Annotated in this window: 5 protein-coding genes; 2 read left to right on the top strand and 3 right to left on the bottom strand. The window is 70.4% G+C overall.

Going from position 1 to position 18,485, the window contains the following annotated elements:
- Positions 1-4: 4 nt before the first annotated feature.
- The 3 genes from NK718_RS04015 to NK718_RS04005 form a co-directional block, all read right to left on the bottom strand.
- Positions 5-1,567, bottom strand: a complete 1,563-nt coding sequence (locus NK718_RS04015) for a formate dehydrogenase beta subunit (protein ID WP_254738864.1) — start codon at positions 1,565-1,567, stop codon at positions 5-7.
- Complete coding sequence (locus NK718_RS04010) at positions 1,564-2,058, bottom strand: formate dehydrogenase subunit gamma (protein WP_254738862.1); 495 nt, start codon at positions 2,056-2,058, stop codon at positions 1,564-1,566. The genes NK718_RS04015 and NK718_RS04010 overlap by 4 nt, the downstream gene beginning before the upstream one ends.
- Before the next feature lie 162 nt (positions 2,059-2,220).
- Positions 2,221-2,790 (bottom strand): glutathione peroxidase, encoded by a 570-nt coding sequence (locus NK718_RS04005; RefSeq protein ID WP_254738860.1) that lies wholly within the window; start codon positions 2,788-2,790, stop codon positions 2,221-2,223.
- Between the two features lie 493 nt (positions 2,791-3,283).
- On the opposite strand from NK718_RS04005, the gene NK718_RS04000 reads away from it, so the two are divergent.
- Positions 3,284-4,576 carry a TolC family outer membrane protein gene (locus NK718_RS04000; RefSeq protein WP_254738858.1) on the top strand — a complete coding sequence of 431 codons (1,293 nt, stop codon included), beginning with the start codon at positions 3,284-3,286 and terminating at the stop codon, positions 4,574-4,576.
- A 629-nt stretch (positions 4,577-5,205) separates the two neighbouring features.
- Positions 5,206-18,318 carry a VCBS domain-containing protein gene (locus tag NK718_RS03995; RefSeq protein WP_254738856.1) on the top strand — a complete coding sequence of 4,371 codons (13,113 nt, stop codon included), beginning with the start codon at positions 5,206-5,208 and terminating at the stop codon, positions 18,316-18,318.
- The last annotated feature ends 167 nt before the right edge of the window (positions 18,319-18,485 follow it).

Genomic DNA, 18,485 nt, shown 5'->3' with positions numbered 1-18,485 from the left:
CCTCCTACTCGGCCGCGCGCAGCGTGGGGCCGCGCGCCGGTCGTTCGAAATCCTCGGGGAAATGGGCGAGCGCGCTGCGCACCGGCAGCGGCGTCAGCCCGCCCAGGGCGCACAGCGACGCGTCGGTCATCAACTCCAGAAGGTCGTCCAGCACGGCGCGGTTGGCGGCGCGCTCATGGCCGGCGACGATGCGGTCGATGACTTCGACGCCGCGCTGCGAGCCGATGCGGCAGGGCGTGCACTTGCCGCAGCTCTCATGCGCGCAGAACGCCATCGCGAAGCGCGCCTGCTTCGCCAGGTCGACGGTGTCGTCGAACACCACCACGCCGCCGTGCCCGAGCATGCCGCCCGCGGCGGCGAGCGCCTCGTAGTCGAGCGGAGTGTCGAGCAGGCTGTCGGGCAGGTAGGCGCCGAGCGGACCGCCGACCTGCACGGCGCGCAGCTTCCGGCCCGTGGCGGTGCCGCCGCCGAACTCCTCGATCAGCCGGCGCAGCGTCGCTCCGAACGGCAGCTCGACGAGCCCGCCCCGGCGCACATTGCCGGCGAGCTGCACCGTGAGCGTGCCGAGCGAGCGGCCGCACCCAAGCGCCGCGTAGGCCTGCGGCCCGTGCGCGAGGATCCAGGGCGCGGCGGCGAGCGTCAGCACGTTGTTGACGATGGTGGGCTGTCCGAACAGCCCCTTGATAGCCGGCAGCGGCGGCTTGGCGCGCACCTGGCCGCGTCGGCCCTCGAGGCTTTCCAGCAGCGACGTCTCCTCGCCGCAAATGTATGCGCCGGCTCCCAGCCGCAGTTCCATCGCGAACGCCCGGCCGGAGCCGAGCACCGAGGGGCCGAGCAGGCCGGCATCCTCGGCCTTGGCCACGGCTTCGGCCATGGCGCGGAAGGCGTGCGGGTATTCGGAGCGGATATAAACGAAGCCCTTGGACGCGCCGACCGCGAGGCCGGCGACGATCATGCCCTCGATCAGGCTGAACGGGTCCCCCTCCATCAGCATGCGGTCGGCGAAGGTGCCGCTGTCGCCCTCGTCGGCGTTGCAGACGACGTATTTCGTCTCGGACTCGGCGGCCAGCGCGGTGGCCCACTTGATGCCGGCCGGGAAGCCCGCGCCGCCGCGCCCGCGCAGCCCCGACGCCTTGATGGCCTCGACGATCTCGGCCGACGGAATGGCGAGCGCCTTGCGCAGCCCGGCGAGCCCGCCATGCGCCTCGTAGGCGGCCAGCGAGAGCGGATCGATGACGCCGCAGCGCGCGAAGGTGACGCGCTGCTGCCCGGCGAACCAGTCCAGCGCCTCGACCGGCCCGAGCGCCAGCGGATGCGCGCCGCCGGAGAGGAAGTTGGCGTCGAACAGCGACGGCGCGTCGGCGGGCGTCACCGGGCCGTAGCCGTGCCGCACGCCGCCGATGTCGATCTCCACCAGCGGCTCCAGCCAGCACGCGCCGCGCGTGCCGGTCCGTACCAGCGTGATCGTTTCGCCACGGATCGCGGCCTCCGCCATGATCGCCTTGGCCACGCGCTCGGCCCCGACCGACAGGGCGGCGGCGTCGCGGGGGATGTAGACGACGGTCACGGCCGGGCTCCCCTGGCGGCGTTGACGAGAGCGTCGAGCCCGTCCCGCTCGAGCCTGCCGATCAGTTCGCCGTCGAGCATGGCGGCCGGCGACAGCGCGCAGTTGCCGAGGCAATAGACCGTCTCGACCGTCAGCCGGCCGTCGGCCGTCACGCCGCCGGGCGTCACCCCGTGCTCGGCGGCGAGATGCTCGACGAGGCTCTCGCAGCCCATGGCCTGGCAGGATTCCGCCCGGCAGATCTTGAGCACGTGCCGTCCCGCCGGCGCGCGGCGGAAGTCGTGGTAGAAGGTGAGGACGCCGTGCACCTCGGCGCGCGACAGGTTGAGGGCGTCCGCCACGAGCGGGACCGCATCGGCGGGCACGTAGCCGAAGCGCTCCTGCAGCGCGTGCAGGATCGGCAGCAGCGCGCCGTCCAGATGAAGGTGGGCGACGACGATCCGGCCCGCCTCGTCCAGATCGAAGATCGCCGCCTGCGCCTGGCCTGCCGTCATTCCCGTCCCATGTCCCACTTGCTTGGTCGCTCGACCGCGAACGCGTAAAGCGTAGGCTGGCCGCTCCGCGCCGCGCTTGTCCCGCAGCCGCGCGAGTCTAGCGCCGAACCGACATGTTTGCACGGGAAGGCGAGAATTTTCAGGCGCAATCGGGGCGTCGGATCAGGAGCGGGCCGCCAGTTCCTTCTGGATCGCCAGGACCAGCGGCGGCGCTTCGGGCTCCACTTCCGTGGCGAAGACGCCGGCGAGATGGCCGTCCGCTCCCACCAGATATTTGTGGAAGTTCCAGCGCGGGGTCTCGCGCGGGCGCAGCGAAGCCGCCCAGCGATAGAACGGATGCGCGTTGGGCCCGGCGACGACCGTCTTCGCCGCGAGCGGGAATGTGACGCCATGCTGCGTCGCCACCTCGCGGGTTTCCGACGCCGCGCCGGGCTCCTGGCCGCCGAAATCGTTGGACGGCACGCCGATGACCGCCAGTCCGCGCGGACCCAGCGTCGCCCATAGCTTCTCCAGCCCCTCGAACTGGTTGGCGAAGCCGCAGAACGAGGCGGTGTTGACCACGAGGATAGGCCGTTGCGCAAAATCCGACAGCTTGATCTGTCCGCCGCCGAGCGCATCGAAGCTAAACCTGTAGGCGGTGACGGCCGTCATGCCCGCCTGTTGCGCGACGGCGGGGCGGGCCAGCAGCGACACGCCGCCGATGGCAAGAAGGGAGCGCCGGGATACGATCATGGCGAGCCTCCGAGCGGAACTTGCGCGCGCGGCGCTGGGATTGACCCAGATTGCAAGTTTCCGGACCCCGGGCAAGGAAACGAGGTGATTCGCGGCGCACGAGTGCGTGACCGGCGGTGGAGGAGGGCGAACGGCGTCGGCCAAGGGCTAAATGGCAAAGGCGTAAGTAGTATAAACAACAATAATGCAATCATAAGTTGTATATTTCAACTCGAAATGTCACAAATTTGTACCACTTATTCGATTTTTCAGGAGATGTTCCGCCAGCTAGGCTGAAAAGCCAGGAATTCCGACTTGAGTTCACCTTTCACTTTGGTAAGCAGGTTGGCGCAAATTGTTTTCCGCGCCGCGTCGCTTGCGTCCATTGGGCAATTGCGTCGATTTTAAACGCACGGTGTTTATCTTGGCAGATCTTTCACTTAGCGCTTCGCGTATTCTCTTGATGATTGGCGCCGCGACGTGCGCACTGGCCGGACCGGCCGCCGCCGAGACCATGCAAGGCGCGCTCGCCAGGGCTTACGCCGGCAATCCCCAGCTCAACTCGTCCCGCGCCGGGGCGCGGGCCGTGGACGAGGTGGTGCCGCAGGCGCTGTCAGGCTATCGCCCTCGCGCCGCGGCGTCCGGGGACGCGGGCTACACCGCCCAGGACAGCGTGATCGGCGGGCGGACCTCAAACGACAAATATTTTCCCCGCGGCCTCGGCATCCAGATCGACCAGAACGTCTGGAGCGGCAACCGCACCGTCAATTCGGTGCGCCGGGCGGACAGCACGGTCCTCAAGGCGCGCGAGCAGTTGCGCCAGGCCGAGCAGTCCACCCTGCTCGACGGCTCCACCGCCTATATGGACGTGTTGCGCGACACGGCGATCCTCGACCTTCGCCGCAATAACATCGAGGTGCTGGCCGAGCAGGTGCGCCAGACCAAGGACCGCTTCAATGTCGGCGAAGTGACGCGCACCGACGTGGCGCAGGCGGAGGCGCGCCTCGCCTCAGCGCATGCCGATGAGAGCCTCGCGTCAGCCAACCTCAAGGGCAGCCTCGCGCGCTACCGCCAGTCGATCGGCGTGGACGCCAAGGACCTCAGCCCCGCCCAGGCGATTGACGCCTTGCTGCCTGCCACGCTCGAGGCGGCGGTCGCGACGTCCCAGGCCAATCATCCAAACATCCTGGCTGCGCTGCACGACGTCGACGCCGCCGAGCTGCAGGTGAAGATCACCGAGGGCGAATTGCTGCCGACGGTCGGCCTGCGCGGCACCGCGACGCAGCGCTGGGACTACCAGAGCTCCCACCGCGATCAGACGCAGGGAACGGTGCAGGCGCTGGTGACCGTGCCGATCTACGAGGGCGGCGAGGTCTACTCCCGGGTCCGCCAGGCGAAGGAAACGCTCGGTCAGCGTCGGCTCGACGCCGACCAGGCCCGCGAACAGGTTCGCGCCAACGTGGTGTCCGCCTGGGGGCAGCTCGAGGCGACCAAGGAGCGGATCACGGCGGGACAGGCCAGCATCAAGGCTTCAGAGATCGCGCTGAACGGCGTGCGCGAGGAGGCCAAGGTCGGCCAGCGCACCACGCTCGACGTGCTGAACGCGCAGCAGGAATTGCTGAGCGTGCGCGTCGCCCTGATCCAGTCGCAGCGCGACCGGGTGGTCGCCTCCTACGCGTTGCTGGCGTCGGTGGGCGGGCTCTCGGCGCAGAAGCTGAAGCTCTCGGTCGCCAAGTACGACCCGGCGGTCCATTACGAGCAGGTCCGCGACAAGTGGATCGGCCTGCGCACGCCCGAAGGCAACTGACGCCCTCGACGGCCGCACCGTCGATCTGAGTCCAAGGCCGGAGCCGCGAGGCTCCGGCCTTTTTCATTTCCGTGGCCCGCTGGGCGCCGCCGACCCGTCGCGCGTCGATTGGCGGTTGCGGCGGGGACGAGCGCCACGTCTTCAGTCATTTGCTCCAACCGGCATCGTTTTCAGCACGAGCCGAACGTCGAAGCTAACCATGGATGGCGACGTGCTCGCTCCCTGGAAGGGCGGCGCCACGAATGTCCCGTCCTTCTCTGTGCGGGGGTGCGGAAGGGCGCAAGCAAGTGAGGAGCGAGATGACATGCGCGGGCCATCCGCGACGAGTTGGGTTCGGCCGCGCTCGCAAGCTCGATCACATTTTGGGTCGGCGGTTAATCATGAATGGTAATCAAACTTGTTGAATTGCGCACATTCACGCTGGACGTTGATAACGGGTCGCGTTATTCAATGGGCCATATAGATATGACGACAGTATTCGACCTTAGGTTGTATTCTTATATTTAACAACCATAATTATATATTTCGCGAGAATTACTATGACGCACCACCCGGTTGACGGTCGCCAGTCGTTCAAGCGCTCCCGGCGCGTTGCCGGAAAGGGAGCTGGCTCCGGACCTCATTGGCTGGTGGGTCTTCTGTCGGCGTTGGCGGTCTCCGCGGGCCAGTCCGCGGCCCAGCAGGGCGGTGCTCAGCCGGGGGCCAGCGGCGACGCCAAGCCGGAGGACAAGGCGGCGCGACCTGACGGAGCGAACGGCGACCCCAAGGGCTCGTCCGATTCCGTCAAGGGCTCGTCGGACGGGGCCAAGGGCTCGTCCGACACCGGCAAGGGCTCCTCGGAAGCGTTCGGGCGCGAGCCGGATGGCGCCAAGGTCGACGGCGACGGCGTGAAGGGCGGCGGCGGCAAGTCCTCGCCGGAGTCCACGGGCACGTTCGACCCCAAGGGCTCGGGCTCGGGGACGAAGATCGGCTCGAGCGAGGCTTTTCGTGACGGCAGCTCCTCGCAGATCGGGATCCGGACCGACCCGCTCGACGCCCGTATTTTCGCCAATCCCGTCAAGATCGAGCCGCCGTTGACTGAAGCCCGCGCCCTGGACGTCCCGGTGTCGGAGCAGCAGGTCCTCGTCGTGGCGAACCAGGCGCCGGCCGTGTCGGGGCCGGTGGCCGGCCGGGCGGAGGAGGGCGGGGGCTCTGTCGTGCTCGACGCGCTCGCCAACGCCAGCGACGCGGAATCCGGCAAGGCGCTGACCGTGCTCAACGTGCCCACGGAGCTTCCGCCGGGCGTGAGCTACGACGCGACGACGCACAGCTTCTCCTTCGATCCCACGCTCGCCCAGTTCGAGGCGCTGCCCGAGGGAGAAGCGCGCACCTTCTCGGTGGCCTACCAGGTCAGCGACGGCTCCAACACGACCGCCGCGTCGGTCGTCTTTACTGTGGTCGGCGTCAATGACGCCGCGGTGATCGCGGGCTCCACCACCGGCGACGCGGTCGAGGCCGGGGGCGCGGAGAACGCCACGGCCGGGACCCCGACCGCGACCGGGCAGCTCACGGTGACCGACGTGGACACCGGCGAAGCCACGTTCCGGGCGGCCGAAGTGACGGGCACGTACGGCTCGTTCTCCGTGGGGACCGACGGCGCGTGGACCTACACGCTCGACGACACCAAGGCCGCAACGCAGGCTCTGAGGGAAGGTGAGACCGCGACCGAAAGCTTCGTCGTGCGGTCGGCCGACGGCACCTCGACCACCGTCGTCGTGACCGTCACGGGCGCGAACGACGCGCCGACGGTCAGCGGCGCGGTGACGGGGACGGCGACGGAGGACGGCGCGACCTCGACGCTGGACGCGTTCGCCAACGCCCACGACGTCGATGCCGGCTCGACCTTGAGCGTGACCGACCTGCCGGCGACGCTGCCGGCCGGCGTCACGTACGACGCAACCACCCACAGCTTCACCTTCGATCCCGCCGACGCGGCGTACCAGTCGCTGGCGGCCGGCGAGGAGCTGCGCGTGACGGTGACCTACAACGTCACCGACGAGAATGGCGCCTCGACCCCCGCCTCCGTGACCTGGCTCGTGACCGGCACGAACGACGCGCCGACGGTGAGCGGAGCCGTGACGGGAACGGTGAACGAAGGCGGCGCGTCCTCGACGCTGGACGCGTTCGCTAACGCCGGCGACGTCGATAACGGCGCGACTCTCAGCGTGACCGACGTGCCGGCGACGCTGCCGGCCGGCGTGACCTACGACGCCTCGACCCACAGCTTCACCTTCGACCCCGCGAATTCCGCCTACGATCATCTGGCCGATGGGGTGACGCAGACGATCGAGGTGAACTACTTCGTCAGCGACGAGAAGGGCGCGAAGACCGCCGCGAAGGTGAGCTGGACGATCACCGGCACGAACGACGCACCCACCGTCAGCGGCGCGGTGACGGGGACGGCGACGGAGGACGGCTCGTCCTCCACGGTGAACGCGTTCGCCAACGCCAGCGATGTCGACGACGGCGCGACGTTGAGCGTGACCGATCTGCCGGCGACGCTGCCCGCCGGCGTCACCTACAACGCCACGACCCACAGCTTCACGTTCGATCCCACCGACGCGGCATATCAGTCGCTGGCGGCTGGCGTGACGCAGACGGTGACGGTGAACTACTACGTCCAGGACGAGAAGGGCGCGAAGACCGCCACTTCCGCGAGCTGGACGGTCACCGGCGTCAATGACGACGCGACGATTGGCGGCGACACGTCGGGAACGGTCGTCGAGGCCGGGGGCGCGGCGAACGCCGCGGCCGGAAGGGCGACGGCGACCGGGCGGCTCACGGTCGCCGACGTCGACACCGACGAGGCGACGTTCCAGGCGGACGAGGTGGCGGGCACGTACGGCACGTTCTCCTTGAACGCCGACGGTTCGTGGACCTACGCGCTCGATAACTCCAAGGCCGCGACGCAGGCTCTGACCGAGGGCGAGACCAAGACGGAGACCTTCACGGTCCAGTCGGCGGACGGCACTTCGACGACCGTGACGATCACCGTCACCGGCGCGAACGACGCCCCCGTGATCGGCGGAACCTCGACGGGCGAGGTGACCGAGAAGGGCGGCGTCGCCAACGCGACGGCCGGCGTGGCCGGCGCCTCGGGCACGTTCACCGTGACCGACGTGGACACTGGGCAGAGCTCCTTCCAGATCGTGGCGGCCGGCACGGCGTCCGACAACGGCTATGGCACGTTCTCCCTGGACGCGTCCGGCCGCTGGACCTACACGCTCGACGATTCCAACGCGAGCGTGCAGGCCTTGAACGAGGGCAGCACCCTCACCGACACGTTGACGGTGCGGACCGCCGACGGCACGCAGTCCGAGGTGACGATCACCATTCACGGCAAGAACGACGCGGCGGTCATCACGGGCGCCGACACCGGGTCCGTCACCGAGGCGGCCGGAACGTCCGCCGGGACGCCGAGCGCGACGGGCGATCTCGCCGCCGCCGACGTCGACAACACGACGGACGCCTTCCAGGCGGTCACCACTGCAACCGCCGGCGGCAACGGCTACGGGACCTACACGGTCACGGCGAACGGCCAGTGGACTTACACGGTCGACAACGCCAACGCGGCGGTGAAGGCGCTCCATGACGGCGACACGCTGACGGACACGTTCGACGTCAAGTCGCAGGACGGCACGTCGAAGACCGTGACGGTCACGATTCACGGCAAGAGCGATGCGGCCGTGATCGGCGGCGACCTCTCCAAGACCATCGAGAAGCCGGTGCAGGCGGGCGACTCGAACACCATTTCTGGCACGTTGACCATCACGGACGAGGACGACGCCGAGACCTTCATGGCGGTCGCGGCCGGGACGCCGGGAGCCAACAACTACGGCACGTTCGTCATGGACGAGGCCGGACACTGGACCTACACGCTCGACGCCGCCAACGCCACGGTCGCGGCGCTCCCCCCCGGTGAGGAACTGACGGACACGCTGGTGGTCGAAGCCGAAGATGGCACCACGAAAACGCTGACCGTCACCATCAAGGGCAAGAACATTCCGGCCGTCATCTCCGGCGACACGACGGGTTCCGTGACGGAGGCCGGCGCGGGGACGACCGGAACGGCGACCGTCTCGGGCACGCTGCTGGCCGACGACGTCGACAACCCCGACAACACGTTCACGGCGGTGACGTCCCAGGCGGGCGACAACGGCTACGGCACGTTCTCCATGAACGCGTCCGGCCACTGGACCTACACGCTCGGCAACACGCTCGCCGCGGTTCAGGCGCTGGCCGACGGGGAGGAGGTGAACGACACCATCACCGTCACTTCCGTGGACGGCACGGAGCAGGTTCTGACGGTCACGATCACCGGCACGAACGACGCGCCGACGGTGACCGGCAACGTGACGGGAACGGCGACCGAGGGCGGCGCATCCTCGACGCTCAACGCGCTCGCCAACGCCAGCGACGTCGACGCTGGCTCGTCTGTGAGCGTCACCGACGTGCCGACGACGTTGCCGGCCGGCGTCACCTACGACGCTGAGAACAAGACCTTTACGCTCGACCCGGCCAACGCCGCGTTCCAGTCAATCGGCGCGGGGCAGACGCGGGACGTGGAGGTGACCTACTACGTCATGGACGAGAAGGGCGCGAAGACGGAAGCGAAGGTGAAGTGGACGGTGACGGGCGTGAACGACGCCCCGACCGGGTCAGTCGCCATCACCGGAACGCCCGTCCTGGGCCAGACGCTGACGGCCGACATCTCCGGCGTGGCCGATGTCGACGGCATCGTGGCGAGCTCGCGGCGCTATCAGTGGTTCCGCAATGGCGTGGCCATCGCCAACGCCATCGCCGCGACCTACCTGCTGACGGCCGCTGACGTGGGCCAGAAGATCACGGTGGAACTCAGCTACGAGGACAGCGGCAACGTCACCGAGACGGTGAAGGCGGCAGGCGTCATGGTTCCCGGCCAAAACGGCGTCAACGACACGCTCGCCGGGAGCGCCGACGCGGAGACCATGGACGGCGGTACCGGGACCGACACGGTCGACTATTCGGCTTCCACGGCCGGCGTCGTCATCGACCTGGCGGCGCGCACCGCGAGCGGGGGCTTCGCCCAGGGCGACAGCCTCTCCAACATCGAGAACGTCACAGGCTCGTCGGGCTACGCGAACACGCTGACCGGCGACGCCAACTCCAACGTCCTGACGGGCGGTAGCGCGGCGGACAGCCTGAACGGCGGCGCCGGCGACGACACGCTCATCGGGCTTGCCGGCGCCGACACGCTGATCGGGGCCGACGGCAACGACTCCCTCGATGGCGGCGCGGGCGCGGACTCGCTCTCCGGCGGCATCGGAGCCGACACGCTGATGGGCGGCGCGGACGCCGACACGCTGGACGGCGGCGACGGCGACGACTCCCTCGATGGCGGGACAGGGGGGGATTCCGTCTCGGCCGGCGCGGGGAACGACACCATTTTCGGCGCGGCCGGCTCGGACGGCGACACGATCGACGGCGGCGCGGACTCCGACACGGTGACATTCGCGGCGGCGACGGGCGCCGTCTCGGTGACGCTGAACGGCGCGACCGCCGCGAACGTGACCATCGGCGGCGCGGCGAGCGGCACGATCCGCAACGTCGAGAACGTGATCGGCTCGCTCACGGCGGCGAACACGCTTGTCGGCGACACGGCGGACAACGCGCTCACGGGCGGCAACCTGAACGACTCGCTGGCCGGCGGCAGCGGGGCCGACACGCTGAACGGCGGCGGCGGCTCCGACTCCCTCGACGGCGGTGTGGGGGCGGATTCGATCGCGGCCGGCGCGGGCAACGATACCATCCTCGGCGTCGTCGGCGCGGATGCCGACACGATCGACGGCGGGTCGAATACCGACACGGTGACCTTCGCGGCCGCCACGGGCGGCGTCTCGGTGATGTTGAACGGCGCGACCGACGCGGCGGTGACCGTTGGCGGCGTGGCCAGCGGCACGGTGCGCAACGTCGAGAACGTGATCGGCTCGGCGACGGCCGCGAACTCGCTCACCGGCGACGGCCTCGCCAACGCCCTCACCGGCGGCTCGGCCGCCGACACGCTGGCGGGCGGCGCCGGGGCCGACACGCTGAACGGCGGCGGTGGAGCCGATTCGCTCGATGGCGGCCTGGGGGCGGATTCCGTCTCGGCCGGCGCGGGCGCCGACACCATCGTCGGCGGAACCGGCACGGACGGCGACACGATCGACGGTGGCGTGGATATCGACACCGTGACCTTCTCGGCGGCGACCGGCGGCGTCTCGGTGACGCTGAACGGCGCGACCGACGCGGCGGTGACCGTGGGCGGCGTGGCCAGCGGCACGGTCCGTAACGTCGAGAACGTCGTCGGCTCGGCGACGGGCGCGAACACGCTGGTCGGCGACACGCTGGATAATGTGCTCACCGGCGGCGCGGCCGCCGACACGCTCTCGGGCGGCTCCGGGGCTGACACGCTGGACGGCGGCGACGGCGCCGATACGCTCGATGGCGGTCTAGGGGCGGACTCCGTCTCGGCCGGCGCGGGCGCCGACAGCATCGTCGGCGGCCTCGGCGCGAACGCGGACGCCATCGACGGCGGCGCGGACGCGGACACGGTGAATTTCTCGGCGGCGACGGGCGGCGTCTCGGTGACGCTGAACGGCGCGACCGCGGCTAATGTGACCGTCGGCGGCGCGGCCAACGGCACGGTGCGCAATGTCGAGAACATCATCGGCTCGGCTACGGCCGCCAACGCGCTCACCGGCGACGGTAACGCCAACGTCCTGACCGGTGGCTCGGCGGCGGACACGCTCCTGGGCGGCGCTGGGGCCGACACGCTGAACGCCGGCGACGGCGCGGATACGCTCGACGGCGGTCTGGGGGCGGATTCCGTCTCGGCCGGCGCGGGCAATGACACCATCGTCGGCGGAGCCGGCGCGAACGGCGACACGATCGACGGCGGCGCGGACCTCGACACTGTGACCTTCGCTTCGGCGACCGGCGGCGTCTCGGTGACTCTGAACGGCGCGACGGACGCGGCGGTGACCATCGGCGGCGCGGCCAGCGGCACGGTGCGCAACGTCGAAAACGTGATCGGCTCGGCGACGGGCGCGAACACATTGGTCGGCGACGGTAACGCCAACGTCCTGACCGGCGGCGCGGCCGCCGACACGCTTGCGGGCGGCGCCGGGTCCGACACGCTGACCGGCGGCGACGGCGCCGATACGTTCGATGGCGGCGCGGGGGCGGATTCCGTCTCGGCCGGCGCGGGCAACGACTCCATCGTCGGCGCGGTCGGCACGGATGGCGACACCATCGACGGCGGCGCGGACATCGACACCGTGACCTTCGCGGCGGCGACCGGCGGCGTCTCGGTGACGCTAAACGGAGCGACCGACGCGGCGGTGACCATCGGCGGCGTGGCGAGCGGCACGGTGCGCAACGTCGAGAACATTGTCGGTTCGGCGACGGGCGCGAACACGCTCGTGGGTGACACGTCGGATAACGTTCTCACTGGCGGCGCGGCCGCCGACACGCTTGCGGGCGGCGCCGGCGCCGACACGCTGAATGGCGGCGATGGGGCCGATACGCTCAATGGCGGCGCTGGGGCGGATTCCGTCTCGGCCGGCGCGGGCGCCGACTCCATCATCGGCGGAGTCGGCACGGACGGCGACACCATCGATGGCGGCGCGGATACCGACACCGTGACCTTCGCTTCGGCGACCGGCGGCGTCTCGGTGGCGCTGACCGGCTCGGCGGCCGCGAACGTGACCGTCGGCGGCGTGGCCAGCGGCGCTGTGCGCAACGTCGAGAACATCGTGGGCTCATCGAGCGCCTCCAACGCGCTCACCGGCGACGGCTACGCCAACGTTCTGACCGGCGGCTCGGCCGCCGACACGCTCCTGGGCGCGGCGGGAGCCGACACGCTCATCGCCGCCGCCGGCGCCGACTCGCTCGACGGTGGCGCGGGGGCGGATTCCATCGACGCCGGGGCGGGCAACGACACCATCGTCGGAGGAGCCGGCGCGAACGGCGACACGATCGACGGCGGCGCGGATGTCGACACGGTGGACTTCTCGGCGGCGACCGGCGGCGTCTCGGTGACGCTGAACGGCGCGACGGACGCGGCGGTGACCGTGGGCGGCGCGGCCAGCGGCACGGTGCGCAACGTCGAGAACGTGATCGGCTCTGCGACGGGCGCGAACACGTTGGTCGGCGACACGCTGGATAACGTGCTCACCGGTGGCGCGGCCGCCGACACGCTTGCGGGCGGCGTCGGGTCCGACACTCTGAATGGCGGCGACGGGGCCGATACGCTCGATGGCGGGGCAGGGGCGGATTCCGTCTCGGCCGGCGCGGGCAATGACACCATTGTCGGCGGAGTCGGCGCGGACGGAGACACCATCGATGGCGGCGCGGATGCCGACACGGTGACGTTCGCGGCGGCGATGGGCGGCGTCTCGGTGACGCTGAACGGCGCGACGGCCGCCAACGTGACCATCGGCGGCGTGGCCAGCGGAACTGTGCGCAACGTCGAGAACGTGATCGGCTCGGCGACGGGCGCGAACACGCTGATCGGCGACGCGCTGGATAACGTGCTCACCGGCGGCGCGGCCGCCGACACGCTTGCGGGCGGCGTCGGGTCCGACACGCTGAATGGCGGCGACGGGGCCGATACGCTCGATGGCGGGGCAGGGGCGGACTCCGTCTCGGCCGGCGCGGGCAATGACAGCATCGTCGGCGGCCTCGGCGCGGACGCCGACACGATCGACGGCGGCGCTGACATCGATACGGTCAGCTTCGCGGCGGCGACCGGCGGCGTCTCGGTGACGCTGAACGGCGGGACGGACGCGGCGGTGACCGTCGGCGGCGCGGCCAACGGCACGCTGCGCAACGTCGAGAACGTGATCGGCTCTGCGACGGCGGCCAACGCGCTGACCGGCGACTCGGCCGCCAACGCCCTGACCGGCGGCTCTGCGGACGACACGCTGTCGGGCGGGGCGGGAGCCGACACGCTCATCGCCGCCGCCGGCAACGACTCGCTCGACGGTGGCGCGGGGGCGGATTCCATCTCGGCCGGCGTGGGCAACGACACCATCGTCGGCGCGGCCGGCACGGACGGCGACGTTATCGACGGCGGCGCGGACATCGACACCGTGACCTTCGCGGCGGTGACGGGCGGCGTCTCGGTGACGCTGAACGGCGCGACCGCCGCGAACGTGACCATCGGCGGCGCGGCGAGCGGTTCGGTGCGCAACGTCGAGAACGTGATCGGCTCGGCGACGGGCGCGAACACGTTGGTCGGCGACACCCTGGATAACGTGCTCACCGGCGGCGCGGCCGCCGACACGCTCGCGGGCGGCGCGGGGGCCGACACGCTGAATGGCGGCGACGGCGCCGATACGCTCGATGGCGGCGTGGGGGCGGACTCCATCTCGGCCGGGGCGGGCAATGACAGCATCGTCGGCGGCCTCGGCGCGAACGCCGACACGATCGACGGCGGCGCTGACTCCGACACAGTCAGCTTCTCGGCGGCGACCGGCGGCGTCGTGGTGACGCTGAACGGCGCGACCGCCGCGAACGTGACCGTCGGCGGCGTCGCCAACGGCGCGGTGCGCAATGTCGAGAACATCATCGGCTCGGCGACGGCGGCGAACGCGCTCACCGGCGACACGGCCGACAACGCCCTGACCGGCGGCTCGGCGGCGGACACGCTCCTGGGCGGCGCTGGGGCCGACACGCTGAACGCCGGCGACGGCGCGGATACGCTCGATGGCGGCGCGGGGGCGGATTCCGTCTCCGCCGGCGCAGGCAACGACACCGTCGTCGGAGGAGCCGGCGTGGACGGCGACACGATCGATGGTGGCGCGGACGTCGACACCGTGACCTTCGCGGCGGTGACCGGCGGCGTCTCGGTCACGCTGAACGGCGCGACGGACGCGGCGGTGACCGTGGGCGGCGCGGCCAGCGGCTCTCTGCGCAATGTCGAGAACGTGATCGGCTCGGCGACGGGCGCGAACACGCTGGTCGGCGACGTCAACGCCAACGTCTTGAGCGGCGGCGCGGGCAACGACTCGCTCTCGGGCGGCGCCGGGGCCGACACGCTGAACGGCGCGGACGGAAACGACTGCATCGATGGCGGCGCGGGGGCGGATTCGATTTCGGCCGGCGCGGGGAACGACACCATCGTCGGAGGAGCCGGCGTGGACGGCGACACGATCGACGGTGGCGCGGACGTCGACACCGTGACCTTCGCGGCGGCGACCGGCGGCGTCTCGGTCACGCTGAACGGCGCGAACGACGTCGCGGTGACCATCGGCGGCGTGGCCAGCGGCACGGTGCGCAACATCGAGAATATCGTCGGTTCGGCGACGGGCGCGAACACGCTGGTCGGCGACACGCTGAACAACGTGCTCACAGGCGGCGCGGCCGCTGACACGCTGAATGGCGGCGACGGGGCCGACACGCTGAATGGCGGCGACGGGGCCGATACGCTCGATGGCGGCGTGGGGGCGGATTCCGTCTCCGCCGGCGCGGGCAATGACAGCATCGTCGGCGGCCTCGGCGCGGACGCCGACACCATCGACGGCGGCGCGGACTCTGACACCGTCACCTTCGCGGCGGCGACCGGCGGCGTCTCGGTCACGCTGAATGGCGCGACCGCCGCGAACGTGACCGTCGGCGGTGTGGCCAACGGCACGGTCCGCAACGTCGAGAGCATCGTGGGCTCGGCCACGGCGGCCAACGCGCTCACCGGCGACGGGAACGCCAACGCCCTGACCGGCGGCTCGGGCGCGGACACGCTCCTGGGCGCGGCGGGAGCCGACACGCTCGTCGCCGCCGCCGGCGCCGACTCGCTCGACGGCGGGACGGGGGCGGATTCCATCGACGCCGGGGCGGGCAACGACACCATCATCGGGGGAGCCGGCGCGAACGGCGACACCATCGACGGCGGCGCGGACATCGACACGCTGGACTTCTCGGCGGCGACGGGCGGCGTCTCGGTGACGCTGAACGGCGCGACCGCCGCGAACGTGACCGTCGGCGGCGCGGCCAGCGGCACCGTGCGCAACGTCGAGAACGTGATCGGCTCGGCGACGGCGGCGAACGCGCTGACTGGCGACTCGGCCGCCAACGCGCTCACCGGCGGCGCGGCCGCCGACACGCTCTCGGGCGGCGCCGGCGCCGACACGCTGGACGCCGGCGGCGGGGCCGATTCGCTCGATGGCGGCGCGGGGGCGGATTCCGTCTCGGCCGGCGCGGGGAACGACACCATCGTTGGAGGAGCCGGCGCGAACGGCGACACGATCGATGGTGGCGCGGACGTCGATACGCTGGACTTCACGGCGGCGACCGGCGGCGTTTCGGTGACGCTGAACGGCGCGACGGACGCCAACGTGACCGTCGGCGGCGTGGCGAGCGGCACGGTGCGCAACGTCGAGAACGTGACCGGCTCAGGCACGGGCGCGAACACGCTGGTGGGCGACACGTTGAACAACGTGCTCACCGGCGGAGCGGCCGCCGACACACTCTCGGGCGGCGCGGGAGCCGATACGCTGAACGGCGGCGGCGGGGCCGATACGCTCGATGGCGGCGCGGGGGCGGATTCCATTTCCGCCGGGGCGGGGAACGACAGCATCATCGGCGGCCTCGGCGCGGACGCCGACACGATCGATGGCGGCACGGAAATTGACACGGTGAACTTCTCGGCGGCGACGGGCGGCGTCTCCGTGACGCTGAACACCACAACCGCCGCGAGCGTGACCGTCGGGGGCGCCGCGAACGGCTCCGTCGTCAACGTCGAGAACGTGATCGGCTCGTCGACCGCCGCCAACTCGCTCACCGGCGACACTGCGGCCAACATCCTGACCGGCGGCGCGGCCGCCGACACCCTCTCGGGCGGCGGTGGGGCCGACACGCTGAGGGGCAACGACGGCAATGACAGCCTCTGGGGCGGACTGGGGGCCGACTCCATCGACGCGGGCAATGGCAATGACACCATCGTCGGCGATGGCGGGACCGATGGCGACACCATCGACGGCGGCGCCGGCACCGACCTGGTCACCTTCGCGGCGGAGACGACCGCTGTTAGCGTGACGCTGAACGGCGCGACCGCCGCGACGGTCTACGTCGGCGGCGCCGCCAGCGGCAATGTCCGCAACGTCGAGAACTTCACGGGATCGTCGACGGCGGCGAACACGCTGATCGGCGACACGCTCAATAATTCGCTCACCGGCGGGAGTGCGAACGATTCCCTATGGGGCGGCCTCGGCAACGACAGGCTGAACGGCGGGTCCGGCGATGACACGCTGGACGGCGACGACGGCGCGAATTCCCTGATCGGCGGGGCCGGCGCCGACTATTTCTACGGGGGCGTGGGAGCGGACACGATCGACGGCGGCGCCGATTTCGACACCGTCGACTATTCGGCCGGCGGAGGCATTTCGGTCACGCTGAACGGGTCCGGCAACGCCGTCGTGACCGGCGGGGACGCGGCCAACGATGTGCTGAGGAACATCGAGAACATCATCGGCTCCTCCACGGCGGCCAACACTCTCATCGGCGACACGTTGAATAACGTCCTGAACGGTGGAGTGGGGGCTGACTCGCTCAGCGGCATGGCGGGCGACGATACGCTGAGCGGCGGCTCGGCCAACGACACGCTGCTGGGCGGCGACGGCGCGGATTTGCTGACCGGCGGAGCGGGCGCGGATTCGATCGACGGCGGAGCCGGGATCGACACGGTCAGCTACGCCGGGTCCGCGGGTAGCGTCTTTGTCACGTTAGCCGGCTCGACGCTGAGCATCGTCATGGGCGGGGACGCGCAGCTCGACGCCCTGGTCAACATCGAGAACGTCACCGGATCGACGACGGCCGCGAGCACGCTGATCGGCGATGCGAACGCCAACGTGCTCATCGGCGGCAACGCGGCCGACTCGCTATCCGGCGGCGATGGCGCCGACACGCTGGACGGCGGCACGGGCGCCAATACGCTCGATGGCGGAATCGGGAACGACTGTCTTATCGGCGACACCAGCGCGGAATCGATGATCGGCGGGGCCGGAGACGATGACCTCTACTCCCGGGGTGGCGCGGATACGCTCGCGGGCGGCGTCGGCAACGATACCTACTTCATCAACTCCACCGGCTCCACGGTCGTCGAGGCTGCGGGCGAGGGAACCGATAACTATTATATCGAGGCTGGAACTAGCAGGCTAACCTTCACGATGGCCGCGAATGTCGAAAAGGTATGGATCGAATCGTGGTCCGGTATGAACATCACGGGTAATGCTTCGAGCAATACATTCGACGTCCGCCAAAACTATGGTGGATCGAGCGTTTTTTACGGGATGGGCGGCAACGACAACCTAAGCTCAGGCGTGGGCAGAGACACGTTTATCGGCGGCTCCGGCAACGATACGTTGAGCGGCGGCGGCGGTGCGGACCGGTTCGTCTTCGATAGCCTCGTTGGAACCGACCGTTGCGACGCTGGTACGGACGATACCCTCGCGTTCGATAATGCCGCGTTCACGGCGCTCGGGGCGGCCGGCGCGCTGGCGGCGACCAGCTTCGCCTCGGGCGCCGGCATGACGGCGGCCACCACGGCGGATATCCGGCTGTTCTACGACACCAACACCGGCAACCTGTACTACGACGCGGACGGCAACGGCGCGGGCACGGCGCAGCTGGTCGTGACCCTGACAGGCAAACCTGCCATCACGGCGGCCGACTTCCTCATCGTCTGAGCCGCCCTCCGGTCCACCGGCAAGTCCGGTCCATGGCCCCGCCGACGCCCGTCGGCGGGGTCTTTTTCGACGCGCGCTGGCGTCGCGGGCCGGATTGCCGTATGGGACCGCTCCGGCCCGCCGCGCGGCGGGCGCAACCGGCGGCGACTAGGCGTGAGCGACCCGAG

The sequence above is a fragment of the Alsobacter ponti genome, assembly GCF_024294805.1.
Classification (GTDB): domain Bacteria; phylum Pseudomonadota; class Alphaproteobacteria; order Rhizobiales; family Beijerinckiaceae; genus Alsobacter; species Alsobacter ponti.
This window is presented reverse-complemented; position numbering and strand designations above follow the sequence as displayed.